The 16,214-nt window shown below is 40.3% G+C and carries 17 protein-coding genes and 1 CRISPR repeat array (1 of these 18 running past the window's edge); all 17 genes read left to right on the top strand.

Annotated features, from left to right (window positions below; translation table 11 throughout):
* Positions 1-21 precede the first annotated feature (21 nt).
* Positions 22-525, top strand: coding sequence for a threonine/serine exporter family protein (locus tag CK1_RS11435; protein WP_015526384.1), 504 nt, complete (start codon positions 22-24; stop codon positions 523-525).
* A 599-nt stretch (positions 526-1,124) separates the two neighbouring features.
* The gene (gene metG, locus CK1_RS11430) at positions 1,125-3,104 is read left to right on the top strand and encodes a methionine--tRNA ligase (RefSeq protein WP_015526383.1); all 1,980 of its coding nucleotides are present in this window, start codon (positions 1,125-1,127) and stop codon (positions 3,102-3,104) included.
* Between the two features lie 12 nt (positions 3,105-3,116).
* Complete coding sequence (gene moaC, locus CK1_RS11425) at positions 3,117-3,623, top strand: cyclic pyranopterin monophosphate synthase MoaC (RefSeq protein ID WP_015526382.1); 507 nt, start codon at positions 3,117-3,119, stop codon at positions 3,621-3,623.
* Positions 3,595-4,584, top strand: a complete 990-nt coding sequence (gene moaA / locus CK1_RS11420; protein WP_306288887.1) for a GTP 3',8-cyclase MoaA — start codon at positions 3,595-3,597, stop codon at positions 4,582-4,584. The genes moaC and moaA overlap by 29 nt, the downstream gene beginning before the upstream one ends.
* Positions 4,585-4,587: 3 nt before the next feature.
* Positions 4,588-5,076, top strand: coding sequence for a MogA/MoaB family molybdenum cofactor biosynthesis protein (locus tag CK1_RS11415; RefSeq protein WP_015526380.1), 489 nt, complete (start codon positions 4,588-4,590; stop codon positions 5,074-5,076).
* A 374-nt stretch (positions 5,077-5,450) separates the two neighbouring features.
* Complete coding sequence (locus tag CK1_RS18350) at positions 5,451-6,659, top strand: TatD family hydrolase (RefSeq protein ID WP_015526379.1); 1,209 nt, start codon at positions 5,451-5,453, stop codon at positions 6,657-6,659.
* A gap of 334 nt (positions 6,660-6,993) precedes the next feature.
* Positions 6,994-7,227 carry a hypothetical protein gene (locus CK1_RS11400; RefSeq protein WP_015526378.1) on the top strand — a complete coding sequence of 78 codons (234 nt, stop codon included), beginning with the start codon at positions 6,994-6,996 and terminating at the stop codon, positions 7,225-7,227.
* Positions 7,224-7,715, top strand: coding sequence for a CRISPR-associated endoribonuclease Cas6 (cas6, locus tag CK1_RS11395; protein WP_015526377.1), 492 nt, complete (start codon positions 7,224-7,226; stop codon positions 7,713-7,715). Before CK1_RS11400 ends, cas6 begins: the two co-directional genes overlap by 4 nt.
* 13 nt (positions 7,716-7,728) lie before the next feature.
* Entirely contained in the window at positions 7,729-8,175 is a 447-nt protein-coding gene (locus tag CK1_RS11390) for a hypothetical protein (RefSeq protein ID WP_015526376.1), read from the top strand.
* Positions 8,176-8,327: 152 nt separating this feature from the next.
* Positions 8,328-9,431, top strand: coding sequence for a type I-B CRISPR-associated protein Cas8b1/Cst1 (gene cas8a1, locus CK1_RS11385; protein WP_306288886.1), 1,104 nt, complete (start codon positions 8,328-8,330; stop codon positions 9,429-9,431).
* A 2-nt stretch (positions 9,432-9,433) separates the two neighbouring features.
* The gene (gene cas7i, locus CK1_RS11380) at positions 9,434-10,315 is read left to right on the top strand and encodes a type I-B CRISPR-associated protein Cas7/Cst2/DevR (RefSeq protein WP_306288885.1); all 882 of its coding nucleotides are present in this window, start codon (positions 9,434-9,436) and stop codon (positions 10,313-10,315) included.
* Entirely contained in the window at positions 10,293-11,006 is a 714-nt protein-coding gene (gene cas5, locus CK1_RS11375) for a CRISPR-associated protein Cas5 (protein ID WP_015526373.1), read from the top strand. Before cas7i ends, cas5 begins: the two co-directional genes overlap by 23 nt.
* A gap of 110 nt (positions 11,007-11,116) precedes the next feature.
* The gene (locus CK1_RS11370; protein ID WP_015526372.1) at positions 11,117-11,914 is read left to right on the top strand and encodes a CRISPR-associated endonuclease Cas3''; all 798 of its coding nucleotides are present in this window, start codon (positions 11,117-11,119) and stop codon (positions 11,912-11,914) included.
* Between the two features lie 44 nt (positions 11,915-11,958).
* Positions 11,959-13,515 (top strand): CRISPR-associated helicase Cas3', encoded by a 1,557-nt coding sequence (cas3, locus tag CK1_RS11365; RefSeq protein WP_306288884.1) that lies wholly within the window; start codon positions 11,959-11,961, stop codon positions 13,513-13,515.
* A gap of 10 nt (positions 13,516-13,525) precedes the next feature.
* Entirely contained in the window at positions 13,526-14,020 is a 495-nt protein-coding gene (gene cas4 / locus CK1_RS11360) for a CRISPR-associated protein Cas4 (protein ID WP_015526371.1), read from the top strand.
* Between the two features lie 27 nt (positions 14,021-14,047).
* A complete protein-coding gene (cas1b, locus tag CK1_RS11355; protein ID WP_015526370.1) occupies positions 14,048-15,040 on the top strand; it encodes a type I-B CRISPR-associated endonuclease Cas1b in 993 nt (330 codons plus the stop codon).
* A 3-nt stretch (positions 15,041-15,043) separates the two neighbouring features.
* Complete coding sequence (cas2, locus tag CK1_RS11350) at positions 15,044-15,322, top strand: CRISPR-associated endonuclease Cas2 (RefSeq protein ID WP_015526369.1); 279 nt, start codon at positions 15,044-15,046, stop codon at positions 15,320-15,322.
* A gap of 178 nt (positions 15,323-15,500) precedes the next feature.
* A CRISPR array of direct repeats spans positions 15,501-16,214; the repeat unit is 30 nt; unit sequence GTATTAATAGAAACATTGTGGAATGTAAAG (it continues 950 nt past the right edge of the window).

The raw sequence follows: 16,214 nt of genomic DNA, 5'->3' as shown, positions 1-16,214 counted from the left end.
CATCAATTGCGGAGTAGCGAAATGCAGCAGATGATGGGAGTATTTGAGAGTAGTTATGATTTTATTCAGGAGGAAAACATGCGGGAAATCATACAGCTGGTCGTATCCTTCACAGGATCCCTCGGCTTTGCGGCATTATTTAATATCCATGGAAAAAAACTCTGGTTTGCGGCATTGGGTGGATGTCTGTCCTGGGCTGTATATCTGGCAGTAGAGTTCATAACGCCAAGTCCGTATGTGTGCGGTTTCTGGTCAACAGTAGCTATTACTTTGTATGCAGAATGTATGGCAAGAATTCATAAAACGCCGGTAACTGTATTTCTGGTTTCTGCGACAATTCCGTTGATTCCGGGAGCAGCACTTTACCGGACAATGAACTGGATGTTGATGAAGGACTGGGCAAAATTCCAGAAAGACGGAATCTATACGATCCTTTTTGCGGTGAGCATGGCAGCAGGAATGACGCTGACAACCATTGCGTTCCGGATGGCGTGGCGGTGGATGTACAGGCAGAGGAGAATGTAATACAGTATCGAAATTCCCCGTTTACAAACCATCGGAAATGTGTTACGATTTTCCCATATGGAAAACTCATGGAAGAAGAGAGTACATGTGTACACCGTACTACAGGGAAATCCCCGGAGGACTTTTTAGATGCAAGCTGTGACGCAGTTGATGTCATAGATCTGCGGCAGAGTGAATGGTAAAGGTTCACTTTATGCAGGAGTTCCGAGACTGAGAGGGATGTGCAGGCGCAGATGGAAGATGGCTTCGGAGAGGCATTGCTGAACCGGTTTAAACGCGATAAGCGAAGTACGAATGCCCGATTTAACGGACAGCGGTAGGCAGTGACAGGACCGCCTGTTATAGCGGAAGGGTATAGAGCTTGCTGTACCTGATGAGGTTTTTGCCGCGAGGCAGGAACGAAAAGAAGTGGTAACACGGGTAATAACTCGTCTTCTCATATCATTATGGTATGAGAAGACGTTTTTTATGTCGCTGAGAATTACTTGGTAATCTTCCAATGTCCCCGGACAGGAAATTTCCTGTTTTGACGGAATATATTTTCAGTCCGTTATGAGTAAGTACACAATTTATTTTTATATTTATGGAGGAAAGAAAAGATGGAAAAGCAGAGATATTATATCAGCACTGCCATTGCGTACACATCCGGTAAACCGCATATCGGAAATACCTATGAGGTCGTTCTTGCGGATGCGATCGCACGTTTTAAAAGACAGCAGGGTTATGACGTATATTTTCAGACAGGTACTGATGAGCATGGCCAGAAGATCGAGCTGAAGGCTGAGGAGGCTGGTGTTACACCAAAGGAATTCGTAGATAACGTTTCCGGTGAGATCAAACGCATCTGGGATCTGATGAACACATCCTATGATAAATTCATCCGTACAACAGATAAAGACCATGAAGAGCAGGTCAAAAAAATCTTCAAAAAAATGTATGCAAAGGGAGATATCTACAAGGGTCATTATGAAGGAATGTACTGTACACCATGTGAGTCCTTCTTCACAGAGTCCCAGCTTGTAGACGGCAAATGTCCGGATTGCGGACGTCCATGCGTACCTGCCAAGGAAGAGGCATATTTCTTCAAAATGAGTAAATATGCAGATAAGCTTATTGACTACATCAACACACATCCGGATTTCATCCAGCCGGAGTCCCGTAAAAACGAGATGATGAACAACTTCCTTCTTCCGGGACTTCAGGATCTCTGTGTATCCAGAACATCCTTTAAATGGGGAATCCCGGTAGATTTCGATCCGAAGCACGTTGTATATGTATGGCTGGATGCCCTGACAAACTATATCACAGGTATCGGCTATGACTGCGACGGAAACAGCAGCGATAAATTCAACAAATACTGGCCGGCAGATCTTCACCTGATCGGAAAAGATATCATCCGTTTCCATACCATTTACTGGCCGATCTTCCTGATGTCTCTGGATCTTCCGCTTCCGAAACAGGTATTCGGACATCCATGGCTGCTTCAGGGCGATGGAAAAATGAGTAAATCCAAAGGAAATGTAATCTATGCAGATGAGCTGGTTGAGTTCTTCGGTGTAGATGCTGTCCGTTATTTTGTACTCCACGAAATGCCATTTGAGAATGACGGTGTGATCACATGGGAGCTGATGGTTGAGAGACTGAATTCCGACCTTGCAAACACACTTGGAAATCTTGTAAACCGTACAATTTCCATGTCCAACAAATATTTTAACGGAGTCGTTGAGAATAAGAATGTTATTGAGCCGGTTGATGAGGATCTTAAGAGCTTCATCCTTCAGGTTCCGAAGAACGTTTCCGCAAAAATGGACAAGCTTCGTGTGGCAGATGCTATCACAGAGGTATTCTCTCTGTTTAAACGCTGCAACAAATATATCGACGAGACAATGCCATGGGCACTTGCAAAGGATGAGACAAAGCAGGATCGTCTTGCAACCGTTCTCTACAACCTGGTTGAGGGAATCTGCATCGGCGCATCTCTTCTGAAATCCTTTATGCCGCGTACAACAGAGCGTATTCTTGTACAGCTCAACGCAAACGAGAGAACTCTTGAGGAGATGGAGCAGTTTGGTCTTTATCCTTCAGGAAACCGCGTAACCGACAAACCGGAGATCCTTTTTGCGAGACTTGACCTGAAAGAGGTTCTTGAGAAGGTTGAGAAGCTTCATCCGAAGAAAGAAGAGCCGAAAGAAGAGCCGAAGGAAGAGGTAGAAGAGGAGAAAACAGAGAATGTGATCGATATCGAGGCAAAGCCGGAGATCACTTTCGATGATTTTGAGAAGCTGCAGTTCCAGGTTGGTGAGATCATCGCCTGTGAGGAGGTTAAGAAATCCAGAAAACTTCTCTGCTCTCAGGTTAAGATCGGAAGTCAGGTTCGTCAGATCGTATCCGGAATCAAGGCTCATTATTCCGCAGAGGAAATGGTGGGCAAAAAGGTTATGGTCGTTACAAACCTGAAGCCTGCTAAGCTTGCCGGAATCCTCAGCGAGGGTATGATCCTCTGTGCAGAGGATGCAGACGGAAATCTTTCCCTGATGGTACCGGAGAAAGAGATGCCTGCAGGCGCTGAGATCTGCTAAGTATAGACAGATATGGAATTGAATCATTTTGATAAAAACGGCAATGCTGTTATGGTGGATGTGTCCGACAAACCGGTCACTCACCGTACGGCAACAGCCACGGGTTCCATTCAGGTAAGCCCGGAGATCATGGCCGCGGTAAAAAGCGGAAATGTGAAAAAGGGTGATGTACTTGGTGTGGCCCGTGTGGCAGGTATCATGGGTGTGAAGCGTACTTCTGAGCTGATCCCCATGTGTCATCCACTTCCCATCCAGAAGTGTTCTGTGGATTTTGAGACGGATGAGGATGCGGGAGTGATCCGTGTATTCTGCACGGTAAAAACAGAGGGAAAAACAGGCGTGGAGATGGAGGCGCTGACAGGTGTTCAGGTGACGCTTCTTACCATTTATGACATGTGCAAGGCAATTGACAAGCACATGGTCATGTCTGATATCCATCTGGAAGAAAAACAGGAGGCAAAAGCGGAGATTTTCGTTTTGAGGAAAAATAATGATAGACAGGTGCGGAAGAAATATTGATTATCTCAGGATTTCCGTAACTGACAGATGTAATTTGCGGTGTATTTATTGTATGCCGGAGGAGGGAGTGCAGCATGTGGAGCGCTCCCTCATTTTGCAGGAAGAGGAAATTTTGAGGATCTGCCGGGTGATGGCAGAGCTGGGTATCCGGAAGATCAAGCTGACCGGCGGGGAACCGCTTGTACGGCCGCGGATGCCTCAGCTGGTGGAAAAACTGAAAAATATGCCGGGGATCGAGAAGGTGACTCTGACTACAAATGGTGTGCTTCTGAAAGATCAGATGAGTGATTTTGCCCGGGCGAGGCTGGACGGATTGAATATCAGCCTGGATACGCTGGATGAGGCCTGCAGCAGGAGGATCACGCGGCGGGATGAACTGGGGCGGACGCTGGAAGGGATTTCGGAGGCAATGAAGTATCCGGAGATTTCACTGAAGATCAATTGTGTGCCTCTTGGGATCCAGGAGCAGGATCTTTGCCGGGTGGCGCTTTTGGCCAGGGATCATAGGGTGCATGTGCGGTTTATTGAGATGATGCCCATTGGGATGGGAAAAGAATTTCATGGGGTGTCGGAGGAGGAACTGCTTCGGATCCTTGGGGAAAAGCTTCCGCGGTTTTCGCCGTATGTTGGGGAGCCCCTTGGGAATGGACCGTGTCATTATTATGATGTGGATGGTTTTTCCGGAAAGATCGGGTTTATCAGCGCGGTGAGCCATAAGTTCTGTGGGGAGTGTAACCGGATCCGGCTGACTTCTCAGGGTTTTTTGAAGACCTGTCTGCAGTATGCGGCGGGAAGGGATCTTCGGGCGGTGATCCGCAGTGGTGGTTCGGATGAGGTGCTGAAGGCTGTGATCCTGGAGGCTCTGGCGGAGAAACCGGACGGGCATGCTTTTGGCGTAGGCCTGGAGAAACAGAAGGATGATAAGACGGAGAAGCTTTGTATGGCTCAGATCGGAGGTTGAGTGATGAAGAGAGTTGCTGTGATCACTTCTAGTGATAAGGGGTACAGAGGAGAGCGGGAGGATCTTAGTGGTCCTGCTGTGAAGGAGATTATGGAGGCGGCCGGGTATGAGGTTGTTTCTGTGGATGTTTTGCCGGATGACCGTGGGATGCTTGGAAGCCGGATGGCTGAGATCGCAGATCTGGGGCTTGCGGAGCTGATCCTGACTACGGGTGGTACCGGGTTTTCTCAGAGGGATGTGACACCGGAGGCTACGGAGGATGTGATCGAGCGGCGTGTGCCGGGGATTCCGGAGGCGATGCGGGCGTTTAGTCTGACGATCACGAAGCGGGCGATGCTGAGCCGGGCTACGGCCGGGATCCGGAAGGGGACGTTGATCGTTAACCTGCCGGGGAGTCCTAAGGCTGTCAGGGAGTGCCTGGAGGTTATTATTGAGGCGTTGGGGCATGGGATTGAGATTTTGACTGGCGATGCTGGAGAATGCGGACGGTAGTGTGCGGTGTATACTTGTATTAACGAACGGACGCCCAACGGAGGCAGGGCCAGTACGGTGACACGCTGCGCGGCCTGTTCGGCTGCGTCGCTGGTTTGCTGCCATTCGCGCCAACTCGCCTGCGGCTCAAACAGGGCGCTCGGTGGCAGCAGCTATACTCGCCTCTCGACGGCCGCTCCGCTAACGTCACCGTACTGGCCCTGCCTCCGTTGGGCTGGTTGTTGAATGTGGTAGGTTTTATGATTAAAATTCATCTCCAGCGATTCATAATTCCTGAGGCTTGAGAGTTACATGTGGTAGGTTTTGGAAATCAATATTGCTGGTGTGATATAGGAATAAATTTGGTAACGATGTGTAATTAATAGGAGTCTGTTATGGGAAAAGTACTTGCGGTTTGTATCAGTGAGAAGAAAGGAACACAGAAGAAGAATGTTGGGTCTGCAGTTTTTGTGGAGGACTGGGGGCTTGAGGGGGATGCTCATGCCGGAAAGTGGCACCGGCAGGTGAGTCTTCTTTCCGGTGAAAAGATCGATGCGTTTCGTGCGAAGGGCGCAGAGGTCGAGGATGGTGCTTTTGGTGAGAATCTGGTTGTGGAAGGGATTGATTTCGCAAAGCTTCCGGTTGGCACCAGATTTCGCTGTGGTGAGGTTGTGCTGGAGCTGACTCAGATCGGAAAGGAGTGCCACAATGGCTGTGCCATTTTTCAGAAGATGGGTGAGTGCATCATGCCCCGGGAAGGTGTGTTTACAAGAGTGCTGAAAGGTGGAAAAGTTTCCGTCGGTGACGAGATGACTGTGGATAAAGCTATGATTTTTGATACCCATGCACATTACGATGATGAAGCTTTTGATGAGGATCGTTCTGACATGCTGGATGGCATGCAGGAGAATGGGATCGGGCATATTGTGGATGTGTGTGCTTCTGTGGGACATTTTGACCGGGTTTATGATCTGGTTGGGAAGTATCCTTTTGTTTATGGCGCAGTGGGTGTTCATCCGGATGATGCGGATAAGGTGGATGCAGCTGTGCTGGATGAGATCCGCAGATATTGCGACATGGAAAAAACGGTAGCCGTAGGCGAGATCGGCCTGGATTATTACTGGCATAAGGAGAAGGAGGAGCATCTTCTCCAGCAGAAGGTATTCCGCCAGCAGATGGACATCGCCCGTGAGAAAAAGCTCCCATTTATGATCCACAGCCGTGACGCAGCAGAGGATACGCTGAATATTGTGAAAGAATATATGCAGGATGGGATGTACGGCGGAGTTATCCATTGCTTTTCCTATAGTAAGGAAATTGCAAGAGAGTATCTGAATATGGGACTTTACCTGGGAATCGGTGGAGTGGTTACTTTTAAGAATTCCCGGAAGCTGAAAGAGGTGGCAGAGTATGCGCCGCTGAATCAGATCCTGCTTGAAACCGACTGCCCCTACATGGCACCTGTGCCGAACCGTGGAAAAAGAAACAGCTCCCTGTATCTGCCGGAGGTTGTGAAGACCATTGCGGAGATTAAGGGAATCAGCTGCGAGGAGGTTGTGGCTGTGACGGAGAGTAATGCGATGAAGGTGTTGGGGTTGATATGATATAGAAATGAGAAAAACCAGTTGGCCTGAAATTTTTGTTTCGGGTTGGCTGGTTTTTTCTTTGATCCAAAATGGGGCTATTAAAGGAAATCATAAATCAATAATTAATGATCCAAGTTTACATTCCAAAATGGCTTGTATTTTTTTATATTATAAATGATATATAGGTAGAATTAAATATATATATGTGATTTTTTTCACTATTAGTACATTATTTATATATTGAAATCCATTGGAACATTAATTATTTTTATATTGACTTTGTATAGAATATGTAGTATTTTGAAAAAAGAAACCTATCGTTAATTATTCAAATACAGAGGGGAGGAACAAGATGAATGAATTAAAATTGGAATTTCAGCTGGAGACAACGGAAATTCCGGCAGAACTGGACAAGGTTTTGGTGAGCTTTCTGAAAGCAACAATAGAGAATTATTCTCCGGCACTTTTTGAAAAGCTTTATAATAAAAATTCGTCCATACTAAAAAAATATACCTGGGCAACATGCCTGCCTGGGGCAAGATTTACACAGGAAAAATATTACTTAACCAGAAGCGATTTACTATGACATTTTCAGATGCAGACATAGGGGAACTGATTGAATTTTATAATGCATTTATACTTATGAAATATAAGACATATTCTATGAATCAGAACTCTATGCGATTGATGGCAGTAAAGATACGAAACATTCCAGAAATACAGGATACAGAACTTATTATAAAAATGAGGAGTGCACTTATTGTTCGTAAGCATGATTCTATAAATAATAGTGATAAGTATTACACATGTAAAGATCTGGAATTTGGAGAAATGGTGAAGGAAAATCTGAGGATTTTTCTTGAAAAATTGAATTTGGAAATGGATATTAGTGATTTTTCAATAACCCCATTGAAAGGGAAAAAAGTGGTAACAAGGACATGGGGTCGCTTAGTAGATGGAAGTATCGGGATATATAAGATAACAGGAAATTTAGAACTATTGAATTTTCTGCGTGCGGCAGGATTGGGAACAAGAAGATCGATTGGAAAAGGGATGTGGGAAGTCATATATTAGGAGGTAAATTATCATGGAAAAATATGTGATTACTCTTGGTGATTTCCTGAAGAATGCCGGAATTGTGGGATTTCATTACATGCTTGAAACAGCAGGGGCGAGAGAAAATATTGATTTTGGTCATTCCGAGGATGATCAGGCATTGTGGGTCAGCATGGATTTTGCACAGAATGCTGACTGGACGGATATGTATTTTAAAGCCTTTATCAGGTATTTTGGACTATTCAGCACGTATCAGGGAATTAAGGATAAAATTCAAATATGTATTGAAAAAATAGAAGCTGAAAATTGGAATCCGGGAAAACAGGAAAAAGATGATTTAAAATTTATCAATGACAAGCTGCAGTCAAACAGCTATCAGGCTGGTTTGGCAAATATTCAAAAGAAAATTGAAAATCCGGAAATCTATGAGAAATTAAAAAGAATAAACTTAGTGATAAACTGTCAGCAGAAGAACTGAAAAACAGATTAGAAGAACTTCTGGATTTTATAAATCAGCCGGAATGCAGCGAAACTTTTGCAATGAAAAGTATCATATATACTTATATAAATCGGTTCTGGAATGGAAAATGTTTTCTTTTACGTCCTAATGCAAAAAAAGATATGCGAGAGGTGTTTGAAAAAGATTTTTCCGAACCATTTCGAAAGTATCTGAGTGCGGATCATAAGAAGGCAAAAGATCTCTGTATTGATTGTGGTGATCCAATAGGACCGAAAGAAAAGGTTTCAATAGCATTTATGAATGAAGTTGGAGATGATTTTACAAGAAAACGATCTGCGTTTTGGAATTGTAAAGTAGATGCTTTTCTTTGTCCAGGTTGTGCTTTTATATATGCGCTCAGTCCTCTGGGATTCCGGTTGTATGCAAACAAATTTGTTTTTGTAAATATAAATGATAGCATTAGTACTTTGTTATATGCAAATCATAAAAAAGGAAGAATAGATGAAGAAGGAGAAAAAACTGAAAATAAAAAATATTCTCAGTGGTTTGCAGAGACAATCAATATTTTACTGAAAGAGAAACAGAAGGAATTATCAAATGTCCAAGTAATCTTACGTGGAGTAAGTGCAGATGACAGATATGTATTGAGCATTATTCACAGAAGAATAATAGAAATTATCCGGGAACCAAGAATATCTGATGCATTAACTGCTTTAGCCAAAGCTCCGGTTACGAAAGTTAGAGATAATTTTGTAAATATACATGAAACAGTGGTTATGAATCTTTTACAACATCGGGAACAGTATCAGTTATTAAATTGTCTATTTAAAGAAAATATAAAAGAAGAATCGAAGAATTTTTATATTTTCTGGGTATATGAGGTGCAACTTTGGACGGAACTTGTAGTAGCATATTCTTCGGATAGAGATAAAAGAAGGGAGATTTCTATGAGCTGTGGAGCTATGAAAAAAAGTGGAGCGGATTTGAGAAAAGCAATTATGGCTGCAAAGGGTATGACTTCCAGTGAAGGCTTGAGAGGTATTGAATATCAGTTGTTAAATGCTTTAGCTGTAAGAAACGTAAATAAATTTATGGATGTTGTAATGCGTTTGTACAGTGCATATGGTTCCAAGAGAAATGAGGATGGACATGAACTTTTGATACCGACTGGATTTGTTCAGATGTTAAATGACAAACAGAAATTTACAGAATATGGATATGCGTTTGTAATGGGATTAGTAGGATCTTACGAGCCTAAGAAGGAGGAAGCATGATTATGAAAAGAGAAGGTTTAACATTTACAGTAATTTTTCTGGCAGAAAGTGCGAACTATGGGGAAGGAATTGGAAATATTTCATCACTGAAAAAAATGACCAGAGGAAACTATGAAGAGTATTCTTATATTTCCAGGCAGGCACTGAGATACAACATGGTGCAGCAAGCAAAATGGGATACTACGCCTGTAGATGGAAAAAGTGGAGTAGTACAGTTTGCTCCCTCTGCAACAATTGAAGATTACCCGGAGATTGATCTGTTTGGATATATGAAAACAACATCCAAAGGAGAAGACCAGAATGGTGGAGCTTCTACAAGAAGTGCAGTTGCCAGACTCAGTAATGCTATTGCGCTGGAACCATTTCAGGGAAATCTTGAATTTTTGACAAATATGGGGCTTGCTTTGAGAAGAAATCTGCCGAATGGAATTGCTCAGAGTGAGATACATCGTTCTTATTATTCTTATACTATGTCTATAGATCTGGACAGAGTAGGTGTAGATGGTGAAATTAATATTGCAGAAGAGGATAAAGCGGAAAGAGTGAAAGTTCTCCTGGACTCTGTTCATTATTTGTACAGAGATATTAAAGGAAGAAGAGAAAATCTCAGTCCATTATTTATAATTGGAGGCAGATACAGCAGAAAAAATCCATTTTTTGAGAACAGAGTAAAAGTAGATGCAAATAAGATTAATGTAAGTACACTGCAGGAATTACTTGAGGATGATAATATCAGAAATTATACGTATGCAGGTGTTACAGCGGGTATTTTTGATAATGAAGATAAATTAAAAGATGTATTAAAAGCAGAATCAGTAGGTGCAGTATTTAATCATCTGAAAAAGGAAGTGGAGCAGTATTATGGAGAGGGCAATCAGGATTAAGTGTTTCCAGAATCTTGTAAATTATAGAAAACCCGGAAGCTTTATTATTAAAGAGACGTTTCCTCTTCCGCCATATTCTACAGTTCTTGGGATGATCCATGCAGCTTGTGGTTATACAGAATTTCATCCAATGAAGCTCTGCATACAAGGAACAAATAGTGGGACGGTATCAGAACTTTATACAAGATATTCATTTTCAGCAGGTACGAAATATGAAGAAGGACGACATCAGATCTGTGTTGAAGATGGAGAAAAATATGGAATTTTCAGAGGAATTGCCAATGTTGAACTGGTCTGTGACAATGATATGGTGATACATGTAATTCCAGAAGAGGAAGCTTTTGAGAAAGTATATAATTCACTGAAATATCCGCCAAGATATTTATCACTTGGACGATATGAAGATCTGCTGGATATTGAGCGGGTGGATATTGTGAATATTCATCAGGAAGATGAAGTGGTAATAAAGAGAGATATGTATATACCGGTGAGTTACGGAAGTGAGTTGGGGGCCAGACGCGGAACAATATATAATCTTACAAAAGAATATGAAATTACAAAACAGGGGTTGCGCCGCTGGAAAAAAGAAAATGGAAGAGTAAAGGCTTATTATTGTTCTGAAGGAGTAGTAATAGACGAAGGAGCGTATGTGGATGATTTTGAGAAAGATGCAGCGCTGATATTTTGCTGATTAACAAATAAGAAAGTTATCAGCAATGAGATTGGTTTGGAAATGCGGTGGATTATGGATAGGTTTACAAGGAGGCAGGACAAATATCCTGCCTCCGGAAGGAGAAAGCTATGGAGTATTATGCAAAATCCAGACAAAAGATCTTGACTCAGGGAGAGATAGATAAAGTCAAAAATGAACTAGAAGATCTTATAATGAATCTTGAAGGTGAATTTACAGAAACAGATCTTAAAATTATCAGAAATAATATATCTCATTTGCAGGATACAGAAGAAGAGGGACAGAAAACGTTAAAGGAACATCAGAATGACATTGTAAAATGTGCAGAGTTGTTTTTTGAGGAATATGGCGAATATTTTACAGAAAAAGAAAAATGTTTGGTTATAGAAGCTTGTAGAATGCATGATTGGGGAAAAGCGAATCTGATTTTTCAGGGGTTAGTAAATTCAGCTCAGGTTAAAGAACAATATTCTGATATAGGACGGATTACACAGATTCCGCATGGATTTTTAAGCGCAGCTACCATATCAAGAAATGAATTTAAAAAATTATCGGAATTGTTTTCAGAAGCAGATTTCAGACCATTTATCACAGCGGTATATCATCACCACGATAGAGAAGACATTTATGAGGGAGATGAAATCCAGGAATATGCAGCAAAATACTATGCAGAACAAATAAGTGAATATTTAAAGAAGGATATCAAAAAATTATATTGTAGTAACCAGAATAAATTGTTGTATCGCAATAATTCTTATGCCTGTGAAACTCCAATTGAACCTAAGATGTGGGAAGAGTATCTTTTGATCAAGGGCTTGCTTAATAAATTTGATTACACAGTAAGTGCAGGGTATGAGAGGGCAGAAATTGCGCCAGATTTGCGAGAGAAAAAACTGAAAAAAATATAGAAGTTTATCTTCAGAATAAAGAATTGCGGCCTGCACAGAAATTTATGATGGAACACAGAAATGAAAATTTGGTTGTTGTAGCACCTACAGGTTCTGGTAAAACAGAAGCAGCATTGTTATGGCTTAATGGAGAAAAAGGATTTTATACTCTTCCATTGAAGGTATCTTCTAATGCGATTTATTCTCGTATTAAAAATAATTATTCTTATGCGAATGTTGCGTTGTTACATTCTGACAGTATGGCAATGTACTTAAAAGAGTATAAAGAAAATGATTTAGACATTAATGAAAAATATGATCGTGCAAGAATGCTTGCACAGCCATTAACCGTTTGTACGGTTGATCAGCTTTTTAAATTTGTTTATAAAGCATTAGGGACAGAAATTTTTGCAGCAACTTTGAAGTATTCTAAATTAATTTTGGATGAAATTCAATCATATGAACCGGCAGTTATTGCGATTATTATATATGGACTAAAGACAATCCAGGAAATGGGAGGGCGTTTTGCAATTATCACGGCAACATTTCCGCCAGTTCTTAAGCATTTTATGGAAGAAAATGGTTTGATAGAAAATAAACAGTATATTTTTAAGGATTTTACAGGAGAAGAATACTTAACAAATCAGGTTGTGCGACATAAGATTCGGATTAGAAAATCAGAAATGGATATTGATGAAATATTAGAGCAGGGCAGAAATAAAAAGATTTTGGTTATCTGTAATACAGTTTCCCGAGCACAAAAGATTTATAAAGAAATGCAGGAAAAATCAGAAAATGTTTATTTGTTGCATTCGCGTTATATAAGAAGAGACAGAGCTTTTCTGGAAAAACAGATTATGGATTTTGCGGAATCAGAAGAAGCTGGCATATGGATAACAACGCAGATTGTGGAAGCGAGTCTGGATATAGATTTTGATGTACTTCATACGGAGATGTGTACAGCAGATAGTCTTTTACAGAGAATGGGGCGTTGTAACAGAAAGGGAAGATATTTTCCGGAAGAAGCAAATGTTATCATATATGATAATAGAAATGGCGTTGGAAAAAATGGCATTTATGATTCGGTTATGTATGATCGTTCGCTTAAATTGCTTGCTCAGTATGAAAATTTAGAGTTTGTAGAAAGCATGAAAACGATATATATGAATCAGGTTTATGATTCAGACGAAATAAAGGGAACAGGCTATTATGAAGAAATTGAGAAATGTCTGAACAAACTTTCGGAGATTCATCCTGTAGATTATAAACTGAAGGATGCTGAAATAAGGAAAATCAATAGTGTAACAGTTGTACCGGAAGAGATTTATCAAGAAAAAATGGATTTGTTTGAATGTGGAACAGATTTTCTGAGAAAATCCAATGTGAGTAAAGAAACTAAAAGTCTTATAAGATCTAAGTTGGAGGATATGACATTAAATTTAAGTATTTACAGGAATAAATATCCGGAAAATGTAGATAGAGTTTCTGTTGGTTTTAAAAATTGCAAAAAAGTTACAGATATTCATCGTACAGAATATAAATATGAATTTGATCCTAAAACAGGAAAAGGTCAGGGATTGTTGACATCTGAGATTCTTGAGCAGTGTGGATATTTTATGTAGGAGAAAATGTATGGATGAGAGAATCACTGGTGTGATGATTTATTATTATTTCGTCTGTAAGCGGAAATTATGGTATTTTTGTCATGATATTCGGATGGAAACGGAGAATGAAGATGTAATGCTTGGTAAGATTCTGGATGAGAGCAGTTATAAGAAAAAGGATAAACATGTAAATATCGATGATATTATAAATATTGATTTTATTAGTGAGCATAAGGAACTGCATGAGATTAAGAAGAGTAAGGCGGTGGAAGATGCTGGAATCTGGCAGGTGAAGTATTATCTTTATTATTTGCAGAAACGAGGGGTGAGTGGACTTAAAGGGAAGATTGATTATCCGTTGCTGAAGAAGTCGATAATTGTTGAAGTGTCGGAAAAAGATGTGGAAATTCTGGAACGGATTATTACTGAGATTACAAATATTAAACATCAGGAGATTATGTCGGTTTCTGGTAATAGTAAATTATGCAAAAAATGTGCTTATTATGATTTATGTACTATATAAACTTTGGATTTGTATCGGGGGAAAAGCATGAAGCAAAGTTTTTACGTTTATAATAACGGGGATTTGAAACGGAAAGATAATACGCTTCAGTTTACAAATTATGATGGTGAAAAGAGGGATATTCCTATTGAGCGGATTTCAGATATTTATGTTATGTCTGAGATGTCGTTTAATACGAAGTTTATTGATTACATATCTCAGTATGGGATTCCGATGCATTTTTTCAATTATTATAATTTTTATATGGGAAGTTATTATCCGAGAGAAAGTCTGCTAGCGGGCCAGCTGTTGGTGAAGCAGGTCAACTATTATACAGATTATGAGAAAAGGCTGGTTCTTGCAAGAAAATTTATAGAGGCGGCAGCAGATAGTATTTATCGGAATCTTCGGTATTATAATGGTCGGGGAAAAGATGTGTCGGAATATCTCAGAGATGTGGATTCTCTTCGTAAACAGCTAAGTAGTGTGACAACGATTGAAGAACTGATGGGAATTGAGGGGAACATCAGGAGAAGATATTATGCTGCGTGGAATGTGATTGTTAATCAGGAGATTCAGTTTGAAAAGCGTGTAATGCATCCACCAGATAACATGATCAATTCTTTGATTTCTTTTGTAAATACATTAATTTATACGAAAGTGCTTGGCGAGATTTATCATACACAGTTGAATCCTACGATCAGTTATCTGCATGAACCTGGAGCAAGACGATTTTCATTGAGTCTGGATATTGCGGAAGTGTTTAAACCATTGATTGGTGACAGATTGATTTTCTCGTTGTTGAATCGAAATCAGATTACAGAGGATAGTTTTACGAAGGAACTAAATTTTCTTCATTTGAAAAAAGATGCTTCTAAACTGATTGTATCTGAACTTGAAAAGAATCTTAAAAAGACTGTGATGCACAAGAATTTGGGAAGGCAGGTTTCTTATCAGTATTTACTTCGGTTGGAGTGCTATAAGTTGATAAAGCATCTGCTTGGTGAAAAAGAATATGAAGGGTTCAGAATATGGTGGTGAATTATGTATGTAGTTTTGGTTTATGATGTGAGTCAGCAGGAAAATGGTTCGAAGCGTTGGTCGAGGATTTTTAAGATTTGTAAAAGGTATTTAACGCATATCCAGAATTCTGTTTTTGAAGGTGAAATTTCTAAGGCTCAGTTGGCAAAGTTACAACAGGAACTTAAGTTCTGTATAGATAAAGAATTGGATTCTGTGATTATTTTTAAATCAAGGCAGGAAAAATGGTTGGATAAGGAATTCTGGGGACGGAAAGATGATGCAACCAGTTTTATTTTGTAATTGTCAACCTACGATACGGGAAAAATCCCGGGAGGTTGACAAAGCCTTTATTTATAAGGAAAATGGAAGTTTTATAGAGTGTTATAATATCTATTTTGTGTATAAAATAATTGTAAATGACAAGGTCGACAGAAAATGGTAAAATAAACGATGTATTATAGGCGAATGTGGAGCACGGGTATTAATAGAAACATTGTGGAATGTAAAGTCGGATATGGCAGAGTTGATGGCTGGTGAAGAAGCCGTATTAATAGAAACATTGTGGAATGTAAAGGTTGACAGCGACGGCAACTATACAGAGTTCCCTGAGTATTAATAGAAACATTGTGGAATGTAAAGTTGTATCCTGCGAAACTAATCCGCTTGAATCTTTAGTATTAATAGAAACATTGTGGAATGTAAAGTTGCAAGTGCGGCCGCCGCGAATGGCAGCATTGCGTATTAATAGAAACATTGTGGAATGTAAAGAGACATCCGCCCTCCCAGGACCATGGCGAAATGAGTATTAATAGAAACATTGTGGAATGTAAAGGTTTCAGCAACTTATCAATTTCTTTGAGTTCTGTCTGTATTAATAGAAACATTGTGGAATGTAAAGAAAAGTATAATGAATAATCATAAAGCGTCTATCGTATTAATAGAAACATTGTGGAATGTAAAGAGAGGACAGGTTATTGCAACTCCTGTTGAGAACATCGTATTAATAGAAACATTGTGGAATGTAAAGTAGTTTCTCTCAGTGACTTCATGGATCCGTCTTCGGTATTAATAGAAACATTGTGGAATGTAAAGAAGAGAGACGTATACATCTGTATGGACGCATCACTGTATTAATAGAAACATTGTGGAATGTAAAGAAAGAAGAAGCTGCGCCGATCGAGTATACTGCTGG

Source organism: Ruminococcus sp. SR1/5 (genome assembly GCF_000209835.1).
Lineage (GTDB): Bacteria > Bacillota > Clostridia > Lachnospirales > Lachnospiraceae > Blautia_A > Blautia_A fusiformis.
Note: the sequence above shows the minus strand (reverse complement) of the source record. Positions and strands in the feature narration are given on the sequence as shown.

Excerpts from the sequence above, each read along its gene's own strand:
- CK1_RS11435 (WP_015526384.1), top strand. The coding sequence starts at position 22 with ATGCAGCAGATGATGGGAGTATTTGAGAGTAGTTATGATTTTATTCAG.
- metG (WP_015526383.1), top strand. The coding sequence starts at position 1,125 with ATGGAAAAGCAGAGATATTATATCAGCACTGCCATTGCGTACACATCC.
- moaC (WP_015526382.1), top strand. The coding sequence starts at position 3,117 with ATGGAATTGAATCATTTTGATAAAAACGGCAATGCTGTTATGGTGGAT.
- moaA (WP_306288887.1), top strand. The coding sequence starts at position 3,595 with ATGATAGACAGGTGCGGAAGAAATATTGATTATCTCAGGATTTCCGTA.
- CK1_RS11415 (WP_015526380.1), top strand. The coding sequence starts at position 4,588 with ATGAAGAGAGTTGCTGTGATCACTTCTAGTGATAAGGGGTACAGAGGA.
- CK1_RS18350 (WP_015526379.1), top strand. The coding sequence starts at position 5,451 with ATGGGAAAAGTACTTGCGGTTTGTATCAGTGAGAAGAAAGGAACACAG.
- CK1_RS11400 (WP_015526378.1), top strand. The coding sequence starts at position 6,994 with ATGAATGAATTAAAATTGGAATTTCAGCTGGAGACAACGGAAATTCCG.
- cas6 (WP_015526377.1), top strand. The coding sequence starts at position 7,224 with ATGACATTTTCAGATGCAGACATAGGGGAACTGATTGAATTTTATAAT.
- CK1_RS11390 (WP_015526376.1), top strand. The coding sequence starts at position 7,729 with ATGGAAAAATATGTGATTACTCTTGGTGATTTCCTGAAGAATGCCGGA.
- cas7i (WP_306288885.1), top strand. The coding sequence starts at position 9,434 with ATGAAAAGAGAAGGTTTAACATTTACAGTAATTTTTCTGGCAGAAAGT.
- cas5 (WP_015526373.1), top strand. The coding sequence starts at position 10,293 with ATGGAGAGGGCAATCAGGATTAAGTGTTTCCAGAATCTTGTAAATTAT.
- CK1_RS11370 (WP_015526372.1), top strand. The coding sequence starts at position 11,117 with ATGGAGTATTATGCAAAATCCAGACAAAAGATCTTGACTCAGGGAGAG.
- cas3 (WP_306288884.1), top strand. The coding sequence starts at position 11,959 with ATGATGGAACACAGAAATGAAAATTTGGTTGTTGTAGCACCTACAGGT.
- cas4 (WP_015526371.1), top strand. The coding sequence starts at position 13,526 with ATGGATGAGAGAATCACTGGTGTGATGATTTATTATTATTTCGTCTGT.
- cas1b (WP_015526370.1), top strand. The coding sequence starts at position 14,048 with ATGAAGCAAAGTTTTTACGTTTATAATAACGGGGATTTGAAACGGAAA.
- cas2 (WP_015526369.1), top strand. The coding sequence starts at position 15,044 with ATGTATGTAGTTTTGGTTTATGATGTGAGTCAGCAGGAAAATGGTTCG.